The 21,500-nt window shown below is 50.6% G+C and carries 19 protein-coding genes; 17 read left to right on the top strand and 2 right to left on the bottom strand.

Going from position 1 to position 21,500, the window contains the following annotated elements; genetic code table 11:
- The 7 genes from IEY46_RS12295 to IEY46_RS12265 are packed head-to-tail and all read left to right on the top strand — an operon-like array spanning position 1 to position 11,563.
- Positions 1–900, top strand: coding sequence for a carbohydrate ABC transporter permease (locus IEY46_RS12295; RefSeq protein WP_229750379.1), 900 nt, complete (start codon positions 1–3; stop codon positions 898–900).
- Positions 897–1,808: a carbohydrate ABC transporter permease gene (locus IEY46_RS12290; RefSeq protein ID WP_229750265.1), complete on the top strand. Its 912-nt coding sequence runs from the start codon at positions 897–899 to the stop codon at positions 1,806–1,808. The genes IEY46_RS12295 and IEY46_RS12290 overlap by 4 nt, the downstream gene beginning before the upstream one ends.
- Before the next feature lie 20 nt (positions 1,809–1,828).
- Positions 1,829–3,934, top strand: coding sequence for a YIP1 family protein (locus tag IEY46_RS12285; RefSeq protein WP_188992298.1), 2,106 nt, complete (start codon positions 1,829–1,831; stop codon positions 3,932–3,934).
- Positions 3,934–6,387 (top strand): DUF5696 domain-containing protein, encoded by a 2,454-nt coding sequence (locus IEY46_RS12280; protein WP_188993772.1) that lies wholly within the window; start codon positions 3,934–3,936, stop codon positions 6,385–6,387. The genes IEY46_RS12285 and IEY46_RS12280 overlap by 1 nt, the downstream gene beginning before the upstream one ends.
- 4 nt (positions 6,388–6,391) lie before the next feature.
- Positions 6,392–7,264 (top strand): carbohydrate ABC transporter permease, encoded by an 873-nt coding sequence (locus IEY46_RS12275; RefSeq protein ID WP_188992297.1) that lies wholly within the window; start codon positions 6,392–6,394, stop codon positions 7,262–7,264.
- Positions 7,265–7,277: 13 nt separating this feature from the next.
- Positions 7,278–8,267 carry a carbohydrate ABC transporter permease gene (locus tag IEY46_RS12270; RefSeq protein ID WP_188992296.1) on the top strand — a complete coding sequence of 330 codons (990 nt, stop codon included), beginning with the start codon at positions 7,278–7,280 and terminating at the stop codon, positions 8,265–8,267.
- 35 nt (positions 8,268–8,302) lie between these two features.
- The gene (locus IEY46_RS12265) at positions 8,303–11,563 is read left to right on the top strand and encodes a glycoside hydrolase domain-containing protein (protein WP_188992295.1); all 3,261 of its coding nucleotides are present in this window, start codon (positions 8,303–8,305) and stop codon (positions 11,561–11,563) included.
- Positions 11,564–11,734: 171 nt separating this feature from the next.
- Here the strand turns inward: IEY46_RS12265 and IEY46_RS12260 are convergent, their stop codons facing one another.
- Positions 11,735–12,619, bottom strand: coding sequence for a helix-turn-helix domain-containing protein (locus IEY46_RS12260; protein ID WP_229750264.1), 885 nt, complete (start codon positions 12,617–12,619; stop codon positions 11,735–11,737).
- A 120-nt stretch (positions 12,620–12,739) separates the two neighbouring features.
- Between IEY46_RS12260 and IEY46_RS12255 the strand changes: the two genes are divergently transcribed.
- From IEY46_RS12255 to IEY46_RS12225, 7 genes are all read left to right on the top strand, one after another.
- On the top strand, positions 12,740–13,801 hold the full coding sequence (locus IEY46_RS12255) for a Gfo/Idh/MocA family protein (RefSeq protein WP_188992293.1): 1,062 nt from the start codon (positions 12,740–12,742) through the stop codon (positions 13,799–13,801).
- 50 nt (positions 13,802–13,851) lie between these two features.
- Entirely contained in the window at positions 13,852–14,709 is an 858-nt protein-coding gene (locus tag IEY46_RS12250) for a sugar phosphate isomerase/epimerase family protein (RefSeq protein ID WP_188992292.1), read from the top strand.
- Between the two features lie 26 nt (positions 14,710–14,735).
- Positions 14,736–15,611 carry a sugar phosphate isomerase/epimerase family protein gene (locus IEY46_RS12245; RefSeq protein WP_188992291.1) on the top strand — a complete coding sequence of 292 codons (876 nt, stop codon included), beginning with the start codon at positions 14,736–14,738 and terminating at the stop codon, positions 15,609–15,611.
- A gap of 281 nt (positions 15,612–15,892) precedes the next feature.
- The gene (locus tag IEY46_RS12240; RefSeq protein ID WP_188992290.1) at positions 15,893–16,816 is read left to right on the top strand and encodes an ABC transporter ATP-binding protein; all 924 of its coding nucleotides are present in this window, start codon (positions 15,893–15,895) and stop codon (positions 16,814–16,816) included.
- Entirely contained in the window at positions 16,813–17,559 is a 747-nt protein-coding gene (locus IEY46_RS12235; protein ID WP_188992289.1) for an ABC transporter permease, read from the top strand. Before IEY46_RS12240 ends, IEY46_RS12235 begins: the two co-directional genes overlap by 4 nt.
- 46 nt (positions 17,560–17,605) lie before the next feature.
- On the top strand, positions 17,606–18,181 hold the full coding sequence (locus IEY46_RS12230; RefSeq protein ID WP_188992288.1) for a hypothetical protein: 576 nt from the start codon (positions 17,606–17,608) through the stop codon (positions 18,179–18,181).
- Positions 18,174–18,494: a winged helix-turn-helix domain-containing protein gene (locus IEY46_RS12225; RefSeq protein WP_188992287.1), complete on the top strand. Its 321-nt coding sequence runs from the start codon at positions 18,174–18,176 to the stop codon at positions 18,492–18,494. The genes IEY46_RS12230 and IEY46_RS12225 overlap by 8 nt, the downstream gene beginning before the upstream one ends.
- A gap of 149 nt (positions 18,495–18,643) precedes the next feature.
- Here the strand turns inward: IEY46_RS12225 and IEY46_RS12220 are convergent, their stop codons facing one another.
- On the bottom strand, positions 18,644–19,135 hold the full coding sequence (locus tag IEY46_RS12220; RefSeq protein ID WP_188992286.1) for a DUF6022 family protein: 492 nt from the start codon (positions 19,133–19,135) through the stop codon (positions 18,644–18,646).
- A 150-nt stretch (positions 19,136–19,285) separates the two neighbouring features.
- Between IEY46_RS12220 and IEY46_RS12215 the strand changes: the two genes are divergently transcribed.
- The 3 genes from IEY46_RS12215 (at position 19,286) to IEY46_RS12205 (ending at position 21,448) form a co-directional block, all read left to right on the top strand.
- Positions 19,286–20,005: a MerR family DNA-binding transcriptional regulator gene (locus IEY46_RS12215; protein WP_229750263.1), complete on the top strand. Its 720-nt coding sequence runs from the start codon at positions 19,286–19,288 to the stop codon at positions 20,003–20,005.
- A 196-nt stretch (positions 20,006–20,201) separates the two neighbouring features.
- A complete protein-coding gene (locus IEY46_RS12210; protein WP_188992285.1) occupies positions 20,202–20,489 on the top strand; it encodes a HesB/YadR/YfhF family protein in 288 nt (95 codons plus the stop codon).
- A 419-nt stretch (positions 20,490–20,908) separates the two neighbouring features.
- On the top strand, positions 20,909–21,448 hold the full coding sequence (locus IEY46_RS12205; RefSeq protein WP_188992284.1) for a YceI family protein: 540 nt from the start codon (positions 20,909–20,911) through the stop codon (positions 21,446–21,448).
- Positions 21,449–21,500: the final 52 nt, after the last annotated feature.

The following is a 21,500-nucleotide window of genomic DNA, read 5'->3' as shown; positions in this document are numbered from 1 at the left end:
ATGATTGAAGTATGGAAATATCGTCTGTCCTATCTGTTTATAGCACCTTTTTTCATCGCCTTCTTCATCTTTATTGTCCTTCCGATAGCAGCCGGGATCGCGCTGAGCTTTACTTACTTCAACGCGATCGAATTTCCGACTTGGGTCGGTTGGCTGAACTTTCAGCATTTATTTTCGCAGGATATTATCTTTTTGCAGCATGTGCTGCCCAATTCATTTAAATTCGCTGTATTTGTCGGTCCGCTGGGCTATGCTTGCGCGTTTCTGCTGGCCTGGTTTATCGCCCAACTGCCGGGAACGCTGAGGATCTGGTACGCCCTGGCGATGTATGCCCCGTCACTGACGGGCGGTGTGGCAATCGCCGTCGTCTGGCAGGTGGCTTTCACGGGCGACCGGACCGGATACATCAACAGCTTCCTGCTCAAGCTTGGCTTGATCGAGAAGCCGATTCTCTTCCTCGCGGACAAAGATTATTTGATGAACATTATGATTCTTGTTTCCATTTGGGGCAGTATGGGCATCGGGTTTCTCGCCCTGCTCGCAGGTATTCTCAACGTCGACAAGCAGCTGTACGAGGCTGGCCAAATTGACGGCATTTCCAGCAGATTGCAAGAGATATGGTACATTACGATCCCGTCAATGAAGCCGCAAATGCTGTTCGCTGCCATTATTTCGATCGTAAATACACTCAAATCGGGCGGTGTCGGTACGGCGATGGCCGGCAATCCGACACCGGATTATGCCGGCCAGCTGATGGTCAGCCATATTGACGATTACGGCTTCATCCGCTTCGAGCTCGGTTATGCAAGCGCGATCTCGATCGTGCTGTTGGTGATCATGCTGCTGCTGAACCGGCTGCTCCGCGCCTTGTTCGACCCGAAGGAGGGGGAGGAGGGATGAGATTGAATATACGCGTCATGGGAAAACGGTTCGTATACCGTTATCAGGATTGGCGGTCTGCGGTGAGGCGGATTGACCGTACGCAAATCATCCTGATGATCGGGTTGACGCTAATGTCGATTTTCATGCTGCTGCCGCTCGTCTATTTGTTTAACCATGCCTTTAAGCCGCTTCATGAACTGCTTTTGTTCCCGCCCACCTTCATTGTCAGAGAGCCGACGATGCAGAATTTTACCGATTTGCTGGCGCTGTCGCAAAACACGACTATACCGGTGACCCGCTATATTTTCAACAGTGTCATTGTCACGGTGCTGGCTACTGCAGGGATGGTTTTTACCGGATCACTCTGCGCTTATCCGCTTTCCAAACATCCATTCCCAGGGAGCAGATGGCTGTTCGGGGCGATCATGATCTCGCTTTTGTTCGCAACGGAAGCTATCGCCATTCCCCGCTATGTGATCGTGCAAAGCCTGGGAATTATGAATACTTATCTTGGCCATGTGCTGCCGATGATCGCATTGCCTGTCGGCGTGTTTCTACTGAAGCAATTCATGGACCAGGTGCCGAATGAGCTGCTTGACGCAGCAAAAATCGACGGCGCATCGGAAATAAAAATTTTTCTGCGCATCGTTCTGCCGCTTGTCACACCGGCGATGGCAACGATTACGATCATCGCCTTCCAAAACGCTTGGGGCAATGCGGAGACCTCCACATTATTCATGCAGGACGATGCAATGAAAACACTGCCGTTCTACATGGGAACCTTGACGTCGAATCTGGCCAACTCGGTCGCCCGGCAAGGGGCTGCTGCTGCGGGAGCGCTGATCATGTTTTTACCGCCGCTGATCATCTTCCTCATCTATCAGCGCAAATTTATCGCCACGATGGCGCATTCGGGTATCAAGTGACGCAGAAAGGGAGCGAAACGATGCGCATCAATCGAAGCCGATACAGAATCGTCCTGGCATTTATGTGCCTGCTAACATTGGCGGCTGCGTTTCCGTTGGCTGTGGAAGCTGAAGTTCCGTATTCAACCTTTACCAAGGACAGCTATAACCGGACGATCTACACACAGCCCGCTTATGCACCGTCCCAGGTGATCGCCAGAGACATCTACATTGTAAATGAGAAGGGCGAGAGAACGTATTCGCCGCTGAAGCGGCCGCAGGATATCTATATCGATAACCATGACGATATCTATATTTCGGATACCGGCAATAACCGGATCGTGCATTTTACGCCGGAAGGCGAACTCGTGCGCGTGCTGACGGTACCGGATAGTCCGCTCAATGAGCCGCAGGGCGTCTTCGTTGCCGACAATGGTGACATCTATATTGCCGATACCGGCAATAAACGGGTGGTCCGCCTGGATAAGGACGGCCGGCTTGTGCAGGAATACGAGCGGCCGGAATCGAGATTCATCAATGACAGCTTTATCTATGAGCCGACGAGCATCGTCGTCGATCGCCGCGGCTTCGTTTACGTTGTATCCAATGGCAGTTATCAGGGCATTGTGCAGCTGGATCCGGATGGCAAGTTTTACGGATTTTTCGGCACGAACGCGACAGACGCGAAGTTTATGGATAAAATTCGTGCGGCTTTCTATACGAAGGAGCAGTTGAGCCGGCAGGTAAGGCTGCTGCCGTCTACGATCCGTAAAATAGATATCGACCGGGATGGCTTTATCTATTCGGTATCGGGCTCTTCATCGGAGCAGGTGAAGAAGCTGAACATCCGGGGCGATAATGTATGGAAAAATTTGTCCTTCGGTGTAAAAACGCCAAATGCTCTGCCGTCAGGCAGTGTGTTGTCAGACCTTACAGTGGACCGGGATGGCAATTTGACAGTCATCGATAAAAACGCCAATGTTGTGCTGCAATACGATTCAGCCGGCCATTTATTGTTTTATTGGTTGGGACCGGTGTCCGTCGGCACGCCTCAGGTCGGCATCAATCAAAGTCCCGTCGCGGTGTCATCCAATTCGAAGAACGAGTTGTTTATTCTGGACGACGCCCTTAATCTGCTGCAGGTATTCAAGCCGACCGAATTCGGGACCGCCGTTCACCTTGCTTACTCGCTTACACAGGAAGGCAAATACGCAGAGAGCGAAGACTTCTGGAACAAAGTCGTGAAGCTGAATGCGCTCTACTCGCCCGCGTACAAAGGACTTGCTCAAGCAGCATTCTACAAGGGCGATTATAAAAGTGCGCAGCAGCTGTATGAATTGGCCGGAGATTCGTCCGGGTATTCCGATGCGTTCTGGCAAATCCGGCTGCAGTGGTTTCAGCGGCATTTCCCGCTGCTTGCCAATATCGTTCTCATCGCGGCTGTGGCTTCCATGCTATGGTCCAGGTTGAAACGCAAGCTGCATATTCAATCCGGTCTGTTCCGCATGCTGCGGTTAAAGGGGAAGAATGCGAAGCTGCTTCGTCAGCTTCGGCATGCGTTCTTCATCTTGAAGCACCCGATCGAAGGATTCAGCGACCTGCGTTATTTGAAACGGGGCGGTTATGGAAGCGCCCTGATCCTGCTCATATCCGTTGCCGTCATGCTGCTGGTCAAAACGTATTTGACAAGCTTCACGTTTAATCCGATTCCGGTCTCGGAAGAGAGCAGCGGCTCGCTGCTGACGGTCTTCACGGTGACCTGGTTGTCCTGGGTCATCTGCAACTACTTGATCAGCACGATCTACCAAGGGGAAGCGCGTTTCAAGGATGTTTTTGTCGGAAGTTCTTATGCGCTGTTCCCGATCGTCCTGCTCGGCCTCCCGTTAGCGCTGCTGTCGAACGTGATGACGATGAGCGAGTCCTCGATTTACCATACATTTGAATCGGCGATGATGGTGTGGAGCGGGCTGTTGTTCTTCTGGAATATCCAGTCCCTGCAAAACTACACGGTTGGCGAAACGATCGTCAACGTACTGTTGACGGCATTTGCCATGATTATATTATGGGTGCTTGTTTTTATCTTTTTCGGCTTATCCTCGGAGCTGCTTAACTTCAGTTATACGATCTATCAGGAGGTGACAATGTGATGAAGGGGTTGCGTGCAAACCGATGGATGGCGCTCGGATTGTTGGCCGTCGTTGTGTTCACTTCCGCCGTCCTGCTGGCTGTGGCCGCTCCATCGACAGGAACTGCGGTGCAGGACGAGGCAGCGGGGGAAAAGGCAGCTCCCGGTAAAGGCGGCGTCAAGCCGCAGGCACAGGCCGGGGAACGCAAGCCGGACGCTGACGGCGAAGCGGCTGCCGCTGCGCCGCAGAAGCAAGCCGTTGCGACTGCGGAGCAGACCGCAGTGTCACAGGAGCAGACTACAGATTCGCCGGAGCAGGCCGTATCCAAAGGCGGAGCGAAATCACCGCTGCCCGAAGACGGGATGTTCCAAGACGCAGCGGAAAATGGCCGCTTGCGACTGAAGGCCGACTCGCGGTCCGGCCACTTTATCGTCACCGATAAGAAAACGGGACAAATATGGCGGTCGTTCCCGGACCCGGACGGATGGGATGACAAGCAAAATACAGATGCCTGGAAGCTGCATCTGCAATCGCCTTTCATGTTCCGTTACGTCGAATTCAATGTCCGCAAGGATCTCGATAAAGAGTCGAACTTTATCGCGCAAAGCGGCAAGGTGGCTTCCTTCGACATGACGGAGGACGGCTTCCGTATTGTTTACGAGCTTCCCGAGCTTGGGTTTGTCATCCCTGTACAGGTCCGGTTAAAGGACGATTACGTGGAGACGCGGATTGTATCAGAGGGGCTCGTCGACGAAAAGGCATATACCAAAGAAGAACAGGAGAAGAAGAAGGATCTGAAAGCACGGCTTGTCTCCATCCGGCTGTTTCCTTTCCTCGGAGCGGCGACATCGGACCGCGAGGATGGATTTCTGCTCATCCCTGATGGTCCAGGCGCACTGATCGACTTCAAAAAAGATCAGCCCGATCTGATTAATTTTTATAACGAACGGGTCTATGGCGATGATTGGGCCTACAGCTATAATACGGGCTTTTCCAACCGGCAGCCGGTGAAAATGCCGATATTCGGCATCAAATCAGGCAAACAGGCCGTTCTTGGCATCATTCAGGAAGGAATGGAGTACGCCAGTGTTTTTGCCGTTCCATCCAAGTCGTTCAGCCAATACAATTGGGTGACGGCGGAGCATTATTTTCGGTTCAAGTTTTTTCAGCCGACGGATACACGGAGGGATGATGGTTTTTTTACCTACAATCAAGACCTGACCGGAGGAGATCGGGCAACGCGGTATTATTTTCTGAGCGGGGGCGATCCCGGCTATGTCGATATGGCCGCGCGCTACCGGACCTACTTGACCGATGAGGCTGGCGTCGTACCGTTGAAGGAGGATAAGAAGAAGGTGCCGCTGCATCTCAATCTGCTTGGCGCGGATACGGAGAAAGGGTTTCTCTGGGATTCTTATCTGCCGCTAACGACAACCGATCAAGCCAAGGAGATCGTGCAGGAACTGAGCAGCCTTGGGGTAGAGGATATGTCGATCGCCTACATGGGCTGGCAAAAAGGCGGCTACAGCAAATATGGCGGCCATTTCCCCATTGCAGGAGGGCTGGGCGGCAACGGCGGGATGAAAACATTCGTCGATTATGCCCATTCCAAAGGGTTTCCCGTCTTTCTGGATGCGAGGTCCTACTCATTCAATAACACTGGCAGAGACGGTTTTCGAAAAAGCAGGGACGGTTTGAGAGATCTCAGCTCCGCAGTCATCGAATTCAAAAATAAGGTGATGAACGTCACATTGGTCAGTCCCAGGTTCATGGCGGATGTGATCGGAGAAGATCTGAAGGATGCCAAGAAGCTGGAGGTGAACGGCTTTCTGTATGGAGATGCGGTTGGCTCGTTCATCAACTCGGACTATAACGAGAATAAACCCTACAAGCGGCTGGATACGCGGCAAGTTCAAGAAAAAGTCATGCAGCAAACAAAAGAGATGCTCGGGAGTGTCACGGTAACGCAGGCAAACTTCTATTCGGCACGCTATGCCGGCCATCTGGACGGTGTTTACAGCGATTATTCGTATGATATGTTTGTCGACCGGATCGTGCCGTTTGCGCAAATCGCCCTTCATGGACTCGTATCCTATTCCCATGATTATGCCAACCTGAGCGGAAATTACGTGCAAAGCTATTTGAAGGGGATCGAATACGGGGCGGAGCCGTCCTTCCTGATCACCTACGCGCCTTCCCAGGAGCTGATGAAGTCGAGATCGCTCAACATCTTCTACAGCACAAACTACAAGGACTGGACGGAAGAGATGGTTTCGCTGTATCAACGCTACAACGAAGCGCTTGGCGGCGTTCGCGACCAGTTTATTGTCAATCATCGGATGCTGACGGAAGGCGTATACGAAACGGCATACTCGAATGGAAGGCGCATCATCGTCAATTACAACGATACTCCGTATTCGGGCGATGGCGTTTCGGTTAAAGCGAACGATTTCACTGCGGCGGGAGGCGGATAGAACGATGAAGAAACGGATCGTAAGCGGTAAAACGCTGCGCAATCTGGAAGGCTCGCTGTTTATGCTTCCCTGGCTGCTGGGATTTCTGGCTTTCCTGGCTTTCCCGCTCCTTTTCTCGCTATATATGAGCTTCCACAATGTGAAAGTGCTCCCGAAGCAGATGAAATACGATTATGTCGGCCTCCAATATTTCAAATCGATTCTGTTCGAAAGCTCGGCGCTGTATGACATTATTATTCCGTTCTTCCAGGAAGCCATTATTATGATCCCGGTCATTATCGTGTTTTCCTTGCTTATGGCCATTTTGCTTAATCAGAAGCTGCGCGGAAGAATGCTGTTTCGCGCGATCTTCTTCCTGCCTGTTATATTCTCGACGGGCTATGTGCTTACAGAATTTGTGAATCAAGGCGAAGGCAGTCTCGGATTTCTCGAACGGTATGAACTGGCCAATTACCTGGATACGTTTCTCGGCGACAGCTCATGGACGACTCCGATCAAGCAGGTATTGAACCGTTTTGTCCTCGTATTATGGTTCTCGGGCGTACAAATCATCATTTTTTTGGGCGGCAGGCAGACGATATCCGCATCCGCTTATGAATCCGCGCGAATAGATGGCGCATCTCCATGGGAAGTGTTTTGGAAGATCACGCTGCCGGCGATGGCACCCTTTATCTTGCTGAATCTGATCTATACGGTCGTCGACCTGTTTACGTATCCCTTCAACCCGATCATGGATCTGATTGGCAGCGGACAGGGGGCCTATGGCTATAACAGCGCCTTGGTCTGGATTTATTTTATGATCATTATCGTATTCTTGTCCATTGTCGTGCTCTTCTACATCAAGTTAAGCCGAAACCGTACCGGAGCAAGGCGATAAGGGAGGGCTCCTATTGTCAACGAAACAGAACACCGTCAAAAACAAATGGGCACTTAAACGGGGACCCGGACTCAAGCAGGGCATCGCGAAATCGGCCAACCGTGTACGGTATCTGCTGCTGGGCAGGGAAATCAACAACGGACTCGTATTCAAATTGTTCCTGTATGCGATCTTTCTATCGACGTCGTATATTTACATTCAGCCGGTTCTGAGGATGATCGTCAAGATGGTGATGAGCGGCAAAGATCTAATCGATCCGACGGTAACATGGATTCCGTCAGCTCTGTATTTCGGGCATCTGGCTGACGCGTGGGAGGTACTGCACTATGAACAATCGGTTGTCATCAGCATCGTCGTTGCTCTGCTTGTTGCCGTCTTTCATTGCGTATCTTGCGGTTTTGCCGGATATGCTTTCGCCCGCCTTGAGTTTCCGTTCAAACGGATCGCCTTTTTCCTGCTGCTCGTTGCCTTTATCATTCCGCCTCAAGTGGTCGTCCTACCGTCGATCATTGCATACCGAGCGCTCGGGCTGGACAATTCGCTTGTTTCACTTGTCATTCCCGCCTTGTTCGGGTTCGGAGTGAAGGGCTCGCTGTTCGTAATCATTTACCGGCAGTTTTTCATGACGCAGCCGAGGGAACTGGAGGAAGCGGCCAGAATCGACGGCGCAAGTGCAATCCGGTTTTATTTGAAGGTTATGTTCCCGCTGGCGAGACCGGCAATCATCGTCGTTTTCCTGTTTTCCTTCGTTTGGACATGGAACGACACTTATATGCCCCGCATGTACCTGGGAGGAGCGGAAGATGTGCCGCTCGCGATGCAGATGTCCAGACTCGGTCAGGAGCTCGACAACTTGATGCTGACCGCAGAGCTGCCGGCTTATATGGCCGAGCCGATCAAGATGGCGGCAAGCTTCCTGACGATATTGCCGCCGCTGCTTATCTATTTATTTGCTCAGCGCTACTTTGTGGAGAGTGTGGAAAGAACGGGACTGGTGGAATAGCAAATATGGGGTTGATTCCAAAGGAGAGGAATGAAATGAGGAAAATGATGAAAAAATGGTTCTCCCTGATTCTCGCAGGCAGCGTACTTGTATCGTTAGCACCGGTGGATACTAGCGCGGACAGCGCAAAGGTTGATGTATGGGTGGAAAATTCGCTCAAAACGGTCTACCGCGGCAGCATCCTGCCGCAGAATTCGACTCGTAGCATCTCTGTCGTTTCAGCAAGGAACGAATATGAAAGCGCGCAAATCGCTTTGAGAAGCGAGGCGGCATTTACGATCTCCGGGGTCGAGTTTTCCGATCTGGAATCTGCGGTCGGGGACAGAATGGACAGCAGCAATCTTCGGTATCATTTTGCGGAATATGAACTGATAGATACGGTGAAGGCAAATGCCTTTAATCCCGACCGCGTGGGGGATCTCATTTATCCGCCATCGGCAATACCCGACCCGTTATCCAATGAGCCGTCTGCCGAGGTAGCCGCCAATTCGACGCAGCCCGTCCTGATTACGAATTATGTACCATCCGGTGCGACACCCGGCATTTACGACGGAATTATAACCGTGAAGACGACAATTGGCGACTATACCGTACCGATCAGCGTCGAAGTCGGCAGCGCGGAAATTCCGCGAACGTCGGATTCCCGATTCGTCAATTATCAATGGGCCATGACAAACGGGTTTACTTGGGACGGTTTTTCGTGGGACGGCTCTCCGGAGCCGACCTACGATACCGGTGAGAATTATTATGGCGTAGAAATGTATAGCGATGAGTGGTTTGCATTACTTGACCGTTTCGCCGGCGTAATGACGGAGTACCGGCAGAACATGATCTGGATCCGGACGGATTTGCTGCTGCAGGCCGGAGGAACTTATCTCTCCGCATTTACGGATGGCATTCCCGAGAACATCGACTGGTCGTTCTTCGACCGGTACGTTCAGACGTTTATCGACCAGGGCGTCGATCACTTCGCGAACACGCACCTGATTCACGCATTAAATTATATGCCTGCTGCGGAGAAGCCGGGTGATTCCTGGAATGCGGGGATGCCCGAGTCACTGCCTGTAACGGATAAATTTCTGGAAAACTATATGACGGCGCTTCATGACCACTTGAAGTCGAAAGGGTGGTTGAACGAAGACAGCTTCACCTGGTATCAGCATATCCGGGATGAGCCCACGAGCGAGAAGGACCGGAATTATTGGACCTATATCGCAAGCAAACTCAAGCAAATTGTTCCGGACTTCAAGACGATGGATGCCGACCCGAACGGCGTGCTGATGAATGATATCACCAAACCTTATGTGGATGTGTGGGTACCGTTAACCCCGGCCTTTCATGAGAAAAAAACCTTGTACAAAGCTGAGCAAGCGGCCGGCAAAGACCTGTGGGCCTATACCTGTGATTTGAATCAGCCGCCGTGGCTGAACCGGTTCTGGACGCAGCCGACCTTGACCGGCAGGCTGCTGTTCTGGAATCTGAACCAGGATGGCGTACAAGGACATCTGCACTGGGCTTGGAACGCCTGGTATGTGGGCAGTTATATCGGTGATTCGACGATCGTATACCCTGACAAGAAAAATATGACGGTGAAAAGCTCGCTCCGGTACGAAGCCCAGCGGGATGGCCTTGAGGATTACGAGCTGCTTGATATCGTGAAGCGAACCGATCCTGCTCTTGCCAAGCGGATTGCGGACAGTGCCGTTAGCCCAGCTGACCCGCGCAAGTATACGCTTGATCCGGCTTACATCAAGACGCTGCACGATTATTTGGTCCGCGCAGCCTCCGGCGGGCAGGCAGGCGAAGTTCCACAGCCTGTAAGTCCGTATGACGGACAAGAGATGCCGATGAGCTATATGACGGACAATACGAGCGGCGACATCCGATTCTCTGGAAACTGGTCAACCAGGAACCGGCAGTTCGCCTACCTGGGCGGCGTCAGCTCCACCTCAGTCGCGGGAGATTATGCGGAATATACATTCAGCGGCTCCGGTGTTGATGTTGTCATCGAGAAGAATGACGGCGCAGGCAGGTTCTCCGTCTCTGTGGATGGGTCGGAACCGGTTATCCTCGATGCCTATGAGAAAGTGCAGCACGATTATTTCACGATTTACAGCAAGCGTGGGCTTGCTCCGGGCAAGCATACCATCAAGGTCGAGAACCTGGGAAATACGGATTTATCCATCGATGCCTTCAGAGTTCATATGTACGAAGGCCAAAAGCTGTACGACGCTTCACTGAAAAGCCTGGCTATCTCCGATATTCCATCGTTCTCGTTTAACAGCGGTGTGACCGACTATCAAATCCTGGTTCCGGGCAGCATCAACACGATCAGCATTACCGCGGCGCTTACGGATGCAGCGGGTACCCTTGCGATCGGCGCCAAGCGTGTGGACAGCGGCACAACGTATAAGGTCGATATTCCGATTGGCAAAAGCAAGCTCGTCCTTCTGAGCACCGCCAGCGACGGCGAAACCTTGAAGCGTTATACATTGAACTTCCTTAAAGGAAACAAGAATGAACCGGAAGTCAATGTTGCACGTGATGCTTCAGGTATAACAGCCTCAGCTGTACGGCCGGGCGACGGAGGCATTGCCTATGGCCCGCAGAAGATGATCGATGGCAGCTACGGGACCATGTATGCAAGCTGGCAGGAATATATGAGCACGCATCCGCTCCCGCATGAGATCGTCTTGTCGTGGGATAAGCCGAAAGCCTTTAATACAATCGTCATGGCCACCTCGTCGGGTCTCATTCAAGGAATTACCGATATCGACGTTCAAGTATCCAAAGACGGCATAAACTGGGAGACCGTGGCGCAAAGGGTCCCGTTCATCTGGAAGAGCAATAAGGACGATGGCGTGATGGAATATACCTATGCGAATATTCCCGCAGTCAGCGGCGCGCTGAAGATGAGGATACAAATCAACGAGGCTTATTATACATGGTGGAATATGTACGCCGTCTATGAGCTGGAGCTGTATCAGCTTCCCGATAACGGCGAGCTCGGCAGCGCTGCAATTGATCTTCCGGGCCTGCAGCGGGAGTTGTCCGATTATATCGCGTCGGGCGATGTGAAAGGTCCGCTCGTTAAACAGCTGCAGAACAAGCTGCGTCAGGCGGGCCATCACTACGACAAAGACTCCGTGAAGCAGGCGGTGAAGCAATTGAACGATTTCATCGAGCATATTAGGAAAGATGACAAACATGCAAGTCAGCAAGCAAAAACAAAGCTGACAGCGGATGCGCAGGATTTAATAATAAGCTGGTCGCAGGACGGCCGCTTCCCAAAATGAAAAAGAACCTGGCCTGTCGAGACTGCGTGTTCCTAAGGGAACTGCAGCCAACAGGCCAAGTTTTTTTGGATGTAGAAGAAAGGTGCAGTCCCGAATGGGACCGTAACGGACCCCGTGGCTGCTATTTGGCACCCATTGCCCCACTCTTGAATGTAACGGACCTGAGCGCGCTTATGCGTACAGCCCATCCGGGTTTCTTCTGATTTTGGACGGAGCGACCTTCTTGTAGGATTTGAACAGGCGGCTGAAATAATAGATATCGTTGAAACCTGTGGCCAGCGCAATTTCAGAGATGCTCATGGATGTATTGCGCAGCAGGAATTCGGATTTGTTGATCCGCACGAAATTTACATAATCGGAGACCGTCTTATTCGTCAGCTCCTTAAATAGTCTGCTAAAGTGGAAGCGGCTCATGTTAACCTGCTTCGCTAGCTCGTCCACCATGATCTTTGACTGGTAATTCTCTTCAATATATTGATAGATCGGATCGAACCTTTCCAGATTCTTAATTCTCATTTGATATTCGTTCGGCTTCAGCAGGCGTGCAATGTATTTGCGAAGAAGGATCGTCAAAAGCCGGTACAAATAGGATTTGACCGCCAATTCATAACCGAACTCGCGGCTTTCGAATTCCTCAATCAGGGAAGTCAGGCAGCTGTTGACTTCGTGGTCGTTGGAGATTTTGTTCTGGAACGATAGTTTTTTCTGCGTAATCGGGGTAATATATTTCATTTCCACAGCGTCGACAGAATGGCTGTGAAGAAGTGACGTATCCGCGATAAGCGCAAAATAAAACAAATTATCAGATAAACAAATTCCGTGATGGAGATCCGTGCTGTTCACGACAACCAGATCGCCGGCTCCCACATATAACCGCTCAGAATTGCATTCGATCATCGCTTCGCCCTGGACAAAAATAAGAAATTCAATTTCTTCATGCCAATGATGCCTAAATGCCGTCGAACCGATTTCGTTGATTTGCGTCCGATGGATCTTGATGGGGAAATAAGGATCCGGCATATCCATGGGTTCACGGTGAGAAAGCAGCTTTTCCAATCATTTCACCTCGAATCGCACAATAATACAAAACAACGGCAATACTCTACATGGTTTTACTGCCTCCAGCTATTATAATACAGACATATGCTTAAATAGTAGAGAGGAGCAATAAAAAGAATGAGTACATTGAAAATTGGCGTTATCGGTGCAGGTTCCATATCCGAAGCGCATCTTAATTCTTACAAGGGCAATAACGAAGCGGAAATTTACGCCATTTGTGATTTGAATGAGGAAAGAGCGGCAAAAGCCGCAAAGAAATATGGCGCTACCCATGTCTATACCGACTACAACGAACTATTGGCTAATCCCGATATCGTTGCAGTAAGCGTGTGCACATGGAACAATACTCATGCCGAGATCAGCAAGGCCGCTATCAAGGCCGGCAAGCATGTCTTGGTAGAGAAACCGTTGTGCCGCTCGGTGGAAGAAGCGTTGGATCTGCAGGAAGTCGTACGCTCATCCGGTAAAATTCTTCAGGTGGGATTTGTCCGCCGATACGATCCAAACGCACAGATGCTGCGCAAGTTTGTTGAGAACGGGGATATCGGGGATATTTATTTTGCAAAAGCGTCCAGCATTCGCCGATTGGGTAACCCGGGCGGCTGGTTTTCCGATGTTGAGCGTTCGGGCGGAGGGCCATTGATTGATATTGGTGTCCATGTTATCGATCTGTGCTGGTATATGATGGGCCGTCCGAAAGTGAAATCGGTCAGCGGGAATACGTACCATAAGCTTGGGAATCGTTCGAATATCGAGAATTTGTCATTTTACAGAGCTGCGGATTACAATGCCAAGCTCAATACTGTCGAAGATATGACCAATGCGCTGATTCGCTTCGAGAATGGAGCTTCGCTCCTTGTTGATGTCAGCTTTACGCTGCATGCCAAGAAGGACGAAGGCGCGGTCAAGCTGTTCGGTACGAAAGGCGGGCTGGAGATCGATCCGGAGATCAGTATCGTCACCGAGAAGTACAATACGATTCTTAATATCACGCCTCAGGTAGACTCGGGCGGCTTCGATTTCGGACGGGCGTTTCAATCGGAAATCGATCATTTTGTCAGCTGCGTCAAATCGGGAAGCGAACCGCTGAGCCCGGTGGAGGACGGTTTGGAAATGATGAAAATATTGTGCGGCATTTATGAGTCAGCCGCAAAAGGCGAAGAAATTCACTTTAACTAAATTCAACAGTCCCACTTAACAGGGGGTTGTAAGGGAAGGGCGAGGAAAACATGAAACTCGGTTTAAGTTCATACAGCTTGTCGCGCGCCATTGCAGCCAATGAATTGAGCTTGGCGGATGCGATCGCTTGGGTTGCGGATCACGGTGGCGAACATATTGAAATCGTACCAATCGGCTTCGATTTGACGGATAATCCCGAAACCATCAACCTGATTCGCAAGAAGACGGAAGAAGCGGGTATTGAAATATCCAACTATGCCATCGGGGCCAACTTCATCACCGAAGATGAAGCGGCTTTCGAGAACGAAATTAGCCGCGTCATGAAGGAAGTGGATATCGCCAGCGCGCTCGGCGTGAAGCTGATGCGCCATGATGTCGCTTCGCGGAACGATACGTCGATGAAACAGTTCCTAGCGGATTTGCCGAAGCTGGCGGAAGCCTGCAGGCGGATTGCTGATTATGCTCAGCCGCTTGGCATTACGACCAGCGTTGAGAACCATGGATATTTCATTCAAGCCAGCGACCGGGTTCAGGCGCTCGTCCACGAAGTGAACCGGGCCAATTTCAGAACAACGCTCGATATCGGTAATTTTATGTGTGCGGATGAGGATTCCGTCGCAGCAACGAAGAAGAATATAGATATTGCCTCTATGGTACACATCAAAGACTTCTATCTGCGCCCGTCCAACCTTAACCCTGGCCAAGGATGGTTTCAATCGGCCTCCGGCAATTACTTGCGGGGAGCGATCGCCGGACAAGGGGATATCAATATGCGCGAAGTGCTCCGCGTCGTCAAGCAATCCGGTTATGACGGATATCTCTCGATTGAATTCGAAGGAATGGAAGACTGCAGACTCGGGTCGGAGATTGGGCTTGCGAATGTGCGGCGCCTATGGGACGAAATTTAACTAATAACGGGAAGAGGTGACTAAAGATGGGGATTCCGAACAAGATCGGCGTCATTGTCGATAGTTTTAAAGTGGGAGTGCGTGAAGGATTAATCAAGGCGAAGAACGTCGGCGCGGACGGCGTACAGATTTACGCCGTTAGCGGAGAGATGGATCCCGACAACTTGAATACGGCACAGCGTAAGGAAATGAAAGACTACATCGGGTCGCTCGGTCTGGAAATCTCAGCGCTTGTCGGGGATCTGGCTGGACACGGGTTCCAGGATAAGAAAGAAAATCTGTGGAAGATCGAGAAATCCAAGCGGATCCTTGATCTTGCCGTCGAGCTTGGCACGAATGTGGTTACGACGCATATCGGGATCGTACCGGATGACCAAAACAGTAAAATATACGAATCGATGCAGCAGGCTTGCGATGAGCTCAGCCGTTATGCGACGAGTGTCAACGCCTATTTTGCAATTGAAACGGGTCCGGAAACGTCCGCTCATTTGAAGCAATTTCTGGATACGCTCAGCACCAATGGCTTATCCGTCAACTTCGATCCGGCGAATATGGTGATGGTGACAGGCGACGACCCTGTAGTGGGTGTTCATAACCTGAAGGATTATATAGTGCATACACATGCCAAGGACGGCATTCGTCTGCATCAAGTGGATCCCCGCATCATCTACGGATCGCTTGGCTTCGAGCCATTGAGCCATGAGAAGATCGAGGAGATGGCGACAGGCGGCGAGTTTTTCCGCGAAGTGCCGCTCGGAGAAGGTAAAGTCGATTGGCCTGCGTATATTCAAGCGCTCCAGGAGATTGGCTACAAAGGCTACCTCACGATTGAGCGTGAAGTCGGCAATAATCCTGAAGCGGATATCGCCAATGCGGTCCGTTTTCTGAAGCAATACAAGTAGTCCGGGTTCAGCGTGAGTCCATTTTGCCGCTGAGCCGTTCTCGTAACACAAATCGCGAAGCAGGTAAGAAGTCAGCGTCCTTAGACGGATCGCTGGCTTTTTTTTTTCATTTTCAAAACCTATTCAAGTGCAGTTAGCATTTGTTCCGTTAAGGAAAGATGTGTTCGGTCGCTTGCGGATAGAGCAGCAAGGTTCTGATTAAATTACTCCTTGACTAATTCTGTGATTCAGAATACTCTGTAATTCAGAGTGAATCGATTATTACAAAGGAGGATGATGGGTTGCAAACTGCAATTGAACTGAGCCAGGTTAGCAAACATTATGGTTCTCATCCAGCCGTTGATCATATAACGTTGAACATCGGTAAAGGCGAGGTTTTTGGCATTGTTGGCCCTAATGGAGCAGGGAAAACAACGCTGATCGAAATGATCGAAGGACTGCGTACGGCAGACAGCGGGGATATCAAGGTGCTTGGTCTGGATGTCCACAAACATGGCAAAGCGATTAAACAGCGCATCGGCGTTCTGCTGCAGTCCACATCCATCCCGGAGAAAGCCAGAGTCGGGGAAGTGCTCGATCTGTTTGCATCCTTCTATCCGAAACCGATGAACCGGGAGGAGCTTAGCCGGTTTCTTAATCTTGAGGACAAAATGCGCGCAACGGTTAAATCGCTGTCAGGGGGCTGGAAGCAGCGTGTTTCACTGGCGCTTGCGTTAATCAACAATCCCGACATTGTGTTCCTTGATGAGCCAAGCATGGGCCTGGACCCTAATGCCCGCGGTGAAATGTGGGCGATGATTCACCGGATGAAGGAGGAGGGACGCACCATTGTAGTCACCACTCATTACATGGAAGAGGCGCAGACGCTGTGCGACAGAGTTGCCATTATTAATCAAGGCCGTCTGATAGCCGTGGACACCCCGAGAAAATTGATTGCGAAGCTTGGAGGGACGAGATCGGTCAGCTTCCGTCACACGGATCAGACCACAAAAGCAGACCTTTCCGCTTTAGCCCATGTTGTCGATCTCGTATGGGGCTCCGACATGATCCGGCTGAACTCCAATGATGTGGATGAGACGCTGAAGGAACTGTTTCAGCTGGCCGCAGGGCAGGGCTGGACCGTCAAGGATCTCAGGCTTGAGGATGGGTCGATGAATGATGTGTTCAGCCAGTTAACCGATCATGGGAAGAAGGTGTCCGAATGAGTGCTGTATTCAGATTGATCGCATTTGATTTTAGGCTGTATTTGCGGGATTGGCTGACTATTTTCTGGATTCTCATTTACCCCGTCCTTATGCTCGTTATCTTCGGTTCCATGTTCGGCAATCAGCCGGGACTAACTGAAGGAAGCCGGTATATTGATTTCTATGTGCCTGCCCTTTGTGCCATGAACGTTCTTTCCATCTCCGTCTTTACGCTGAATATCAACATTATCACGCAGCGGGAGAAAGGGATTCTTAGGCGTTACCGGGTCAGCCCGATCCCCGTTTCCGCGGTGCTCGCCTCCCATGCCGTACAGGGAATTGTGCTGGTTGCAGCGGGTGCAGTTGAAATTATTGTGATTGCCAAGCTCATTTGGGGTATTAGCTTTACATTATCCACCTTCTTGACTTTGCTGGGCTGTCTGCTGTTTGGTTGTATCGGCTTCTTTAGTCTGGGCTTCGCCCTGTCGGGCCTTGCAAATACGGCGGGAGCCGCCAGCGGAATTGCCATGGTTTTCTTTTTTCCGATGCTGTTCCTTTCCGGCATTGCCATGCCTCTGAATATTTTTCCGCAGTTCATGCAAACGATAAGCGGCTGGATTCCCATGACCTATTTCGTTGAACTGGTTCAGGGTGTCTGGGACAACCAGGAACTCGCTTCGTTTGGCACGGAACTTGCCGTCATGGGCGGGTTTGCGGTTCTGATGGTGTTGCTTGCCTTTATCCTGTTTAGATGGGAAAATTAAAAGCATCGAAGTACAAGGATAGGTTTCAAGCAAGGGGGATGTGGCTATGGCCGGTCAAGAGCAGCAGGCTCTGCAGGATATCGAATTTATAAAGCAGCTGATTGCAAGAAACCAGAGCAAGCTGGTCAGCGCCATCCCTTATATGTTTATATGGGGAACTTACTTGACGATTGGTTTTATTGGCATGCAATTCAATGAGTTCTTATGGCCGATCTGGTATTGGTCTACGGCCGGGGTTCTTGGCGGATTGCTGTCCGCAGTCACCGGGATCAGGCAATCCCGGAAGGGGCGGGCCGCGAAGGAAGGTGGCGCCACCGGATGGATGTTCTGGCTGCCGTTTCTGGTCATCCTGCTCGCAGGATCATTCATGATGGCAGCGGGAATGATTCGGATGAAGGATGCGGCCTTTTTCTGGTTCATACTAATCGGTATCGTCTATGTCACCATGGGCCCGCTGGCGGGTAGAGGCCCCGTATACTTAGGGATCTGGTTTATGGCGCTGTCCATGCTGACATATATGTTTCTGGTGGATTATCAGTATCTCCTGTTTGGATTATTGGGCGGAGGGAGTATACTCGTAACCGGCTTCATCCTGATGCGGCGGAGGAGGAAGCATGGGTGAGAACATTCTGGATGCGATTGACGAGACTATTCATGCCAAGGTTCGGCTGGGAATTATGAGCCTGCTTACGGTACATGGAGAATGCGAATTCGTATTTCTTCGCAAGGAGCTCCAATTAACCGAAGGGAATCTGGGCAATCATATCCGGGTTTTGGAGGAAGCGGGTTATATCGATGTGACCAAAACCTTTGTCGGCAAACGTCCCAAAACCACCTGCAAACCCACGGCGCTCGGTATGGAGATGTTTCAGCAATACCTGGAGGGACTCGAGAAAATAATCCGGATGGCGCAGACTGGAAAACCCGAAATGTGAATCATGATCCAGAAAGGCCGTCCCTGTGACTCCGGGGCGGCCTTTCTAGTCAACCTCTTATTATAGTGGCTGTTCAAGTTTCATGACGATTTCTTGCCCGGCGGATGAGCTGCAATTCGCCTAATTGAACTTCGTCACATCAACAAACCTCAGCTCCCTTTAATCCGCCGAATGCCTGCTGTAATGCTCTCCCTGTCCGTTTCGGTTAGCACGTACAACTTGGGAGCAGTCGGAACGTCAAATTTGTGATGCGAATGTGGAATTTCTGTTATAAGCGTCCCAACGGGCTCCTGCCGTTCATTCTGGATTACGTTCCAGAACAGTCTGGATCGGTTGTCTTCCGTTCCCCACTTTTCCAAGGAATTGCTGAAATTCAGGCATTTTCCAATGATGAAATCATCTTTGCCGGCGGGATCGGCTGCCTGAAATCCCGCCTCCTCCAGGCGGTCGAACAAGGGCGGCATCAACCGGTCCAAATAAAGCCCATAGGCCGCATCTTCGATTTCCAGAAAGGCCGCAGTAAGTTGGGTGTGCATCTCCTTGTATAACGATTCCCACAAACCACCGATGTAGCGATTACCTTCCTCCCCGATTTCCGAAATGGACATGCTGCTCATAAATATCGGTTCCTGTCTATTCATTCTCTTAACGCCTCCTTTTTTAGCTGCAATTCCAGTGTACAACATGGAAGCAAATTGTAAGGTTCACCTTGAATTTCTTGCAATCCAATGGTATATTCCGGGTAATTCCTGCAATCAACTTTAAGCTTTGGCCTGGGAGGTGCAATTAGCATGAGGATGGGACCAAAAGATGTCGCAAGAAAATTCGCCATCAGCACAAGTACATTGCGAAACTATGAGAAACAGGGGCTCATCCCTCCTGCGGAGCGCTCGCCGGCGGGGTATCGAAGCTATACGGATACTCATGTGGCGTATTTGGCATGTCTGCAGGCTATGGCACCCGCTTTCGGCATGAAGGTAACAGGCGAGGTTTTGCGAGCCGTATTTCGCAACGATACAGACGCGGCACTGTGGAAGGTGAAGGAGGTTGAAGTTGCGCTCTATCACAGTAAACAATTCGCCCAGCAAACGCTGCTTGAACTTAGCAACTCCGAGAGCATGGAAAGCGGGACTGCATTTGGCGGGGGATGGATGACGGTCGGTGAGGTCGCCGAATTATACAACGTGCCCGCAACGACTTTGCGTCATTGGGAAAAAGTCGGTCTCCTGTCATCCAGACGCAATCCGAGCAACAACTACAGATTGTACAACCGGTCCCATCTGCATAAAATCTTGCTCAACCGCGTATTGCGGATGTTGATCTATTCTCCTCAGACGGTGCAGTTGAAACAGGACATTGCCGACTTACAGGAACTGGATCTGGAACAAACCCGCGTCATTGCGGTTCAAATACTGAACCATCTCAATCATATGAATCGCGAGCAAATTCGCGCTTTGTTCCATCTGCACCAATTGTTGAACACCGTGGATACGGAGCCGCACAACCTATAAATGCAACCAATCCGGAACAGCTGTTTGCAGCCGGTTACGCCGCCTGCATCGCCTCACTGAGTCCAGGATGCTGCTTGCAACTGCTTTTGATTGTTTATCCCGGGTTATAAAACCGTTTTCATTTTACATATAATAGGATATGATGAGAAGGAAACGGTCTGAAAATCGGGTAAATCATGCAAAGGAGAGGGAAGCGATGAGGATTGTGGTTGAACAGCCGGCAGCGCTATGGTACAAAAGGGAAATGTCTTTGACGGACGGGGATTCCTTAAAGCTGTTTGTGCGTCTTGGCGGCTGCGGCAGTGTCCAGCCCGGCTTCTCGCTCGGCGTGATCCGGGATACCCCGGGAAATGCCGCGCTTCAGCATGCGGTGGAAGGCATTGTATTCTATATGGAGGATGATCATCTCTGGTACCTGGACAATAAAGTGCTGCATATCCGCTATGACGAGAAGCTGGATGATATTTGGATGGAAGTCCAGTAATTTAATTCACATCATTAATATTTAATGGCAATAAATTTTATTTTATAGCATAATGAAACCCGTCGCACATATATATGATAATGGGAGATGTAACATTTTACTCATGTGAGGAGAAGCCGGCATCGAAGGAGCATTACCGTAAGCCTTGGAGGTAATGAGATGAGGACGGAACTGCTCATTCAACTGCTTGTGCTTGTCGTGATGATCATTCAGTTGGCCGGAAAATCTGGAAAGTCCTAAGTGCCGAAGAAACCGGCAGCACATTTGTCATCGTGCTGCCGGTTTCTTTTTGCTGTGCAAATCAAGGCAGTATTATTTTTGTAACCAAGGAACATTAAAGTGCGTTCTTCTCCTTTTTGGCATTTCTTGTCATACTGGAATCAAGGGTAGGAAATTCCAATTACAAAGGAGAATGATTAATGGCAGCGTCAACCTGGATCATCGACACCGCGCACAGCAGTCTGGATTTCTCAATTCGCCACTTGATGGTAAGCAATGTCAAAGGCACCTTTCATCATTTCTCGGCCAAAGTCGTTGCGGATCCCGAGGATTTGACAACGGCGGAAATCGAATTTGCCATTGATCTTGAAAGCGTGGATACCCGCAATAAGGATCGCGACGCGCACTTACGCACTGCAGATTTTTTCGATATTGAGAAATTTCCGCAGCTGCTGTTCAAGGCCAATCAAATTGTCCGAACCAAAGGCGATGAATATGCAGTCACAGGCGATGTGACCCTGCACGGGGTTACCCGCTCCGAGACGTTCTCCGTTACTTTTGAAGGTACCGAGAAAGACCCATGGGGCAATATCAAAACAGGCTTCAGCGGCAAGGGTGCCTTGAACCGCAGCGATTACGGCCTGACGTATAATGCTGTTCTGGAAACAGGAGGCATCATGGTTGGGGATCAGGTGAAAATATCCATCGAGCTCGAAGCTTCCCAGCAGCCCGAGGCATAAACTCCTCCGCTATCAAGACAGGTCATATTACTCGAACAAGCCACGGTCCCAT

It is taken from the genome of Paenibacillus nasutitermitis, assembly GCF_014641075.1.
In the GTDB taxonomy this organism is placed as follows: Bacteria; Bacillota; Bacilli; order Paenibacillales; family Paenibacillaceae; genus Paenibacillus_Z; species Paenibacillus_Z nasutitermitis.
Note: the sequence above shows the minus strand (reverse complement) of the source record. Positions and strands in the feature narration are given on the sequence as shown.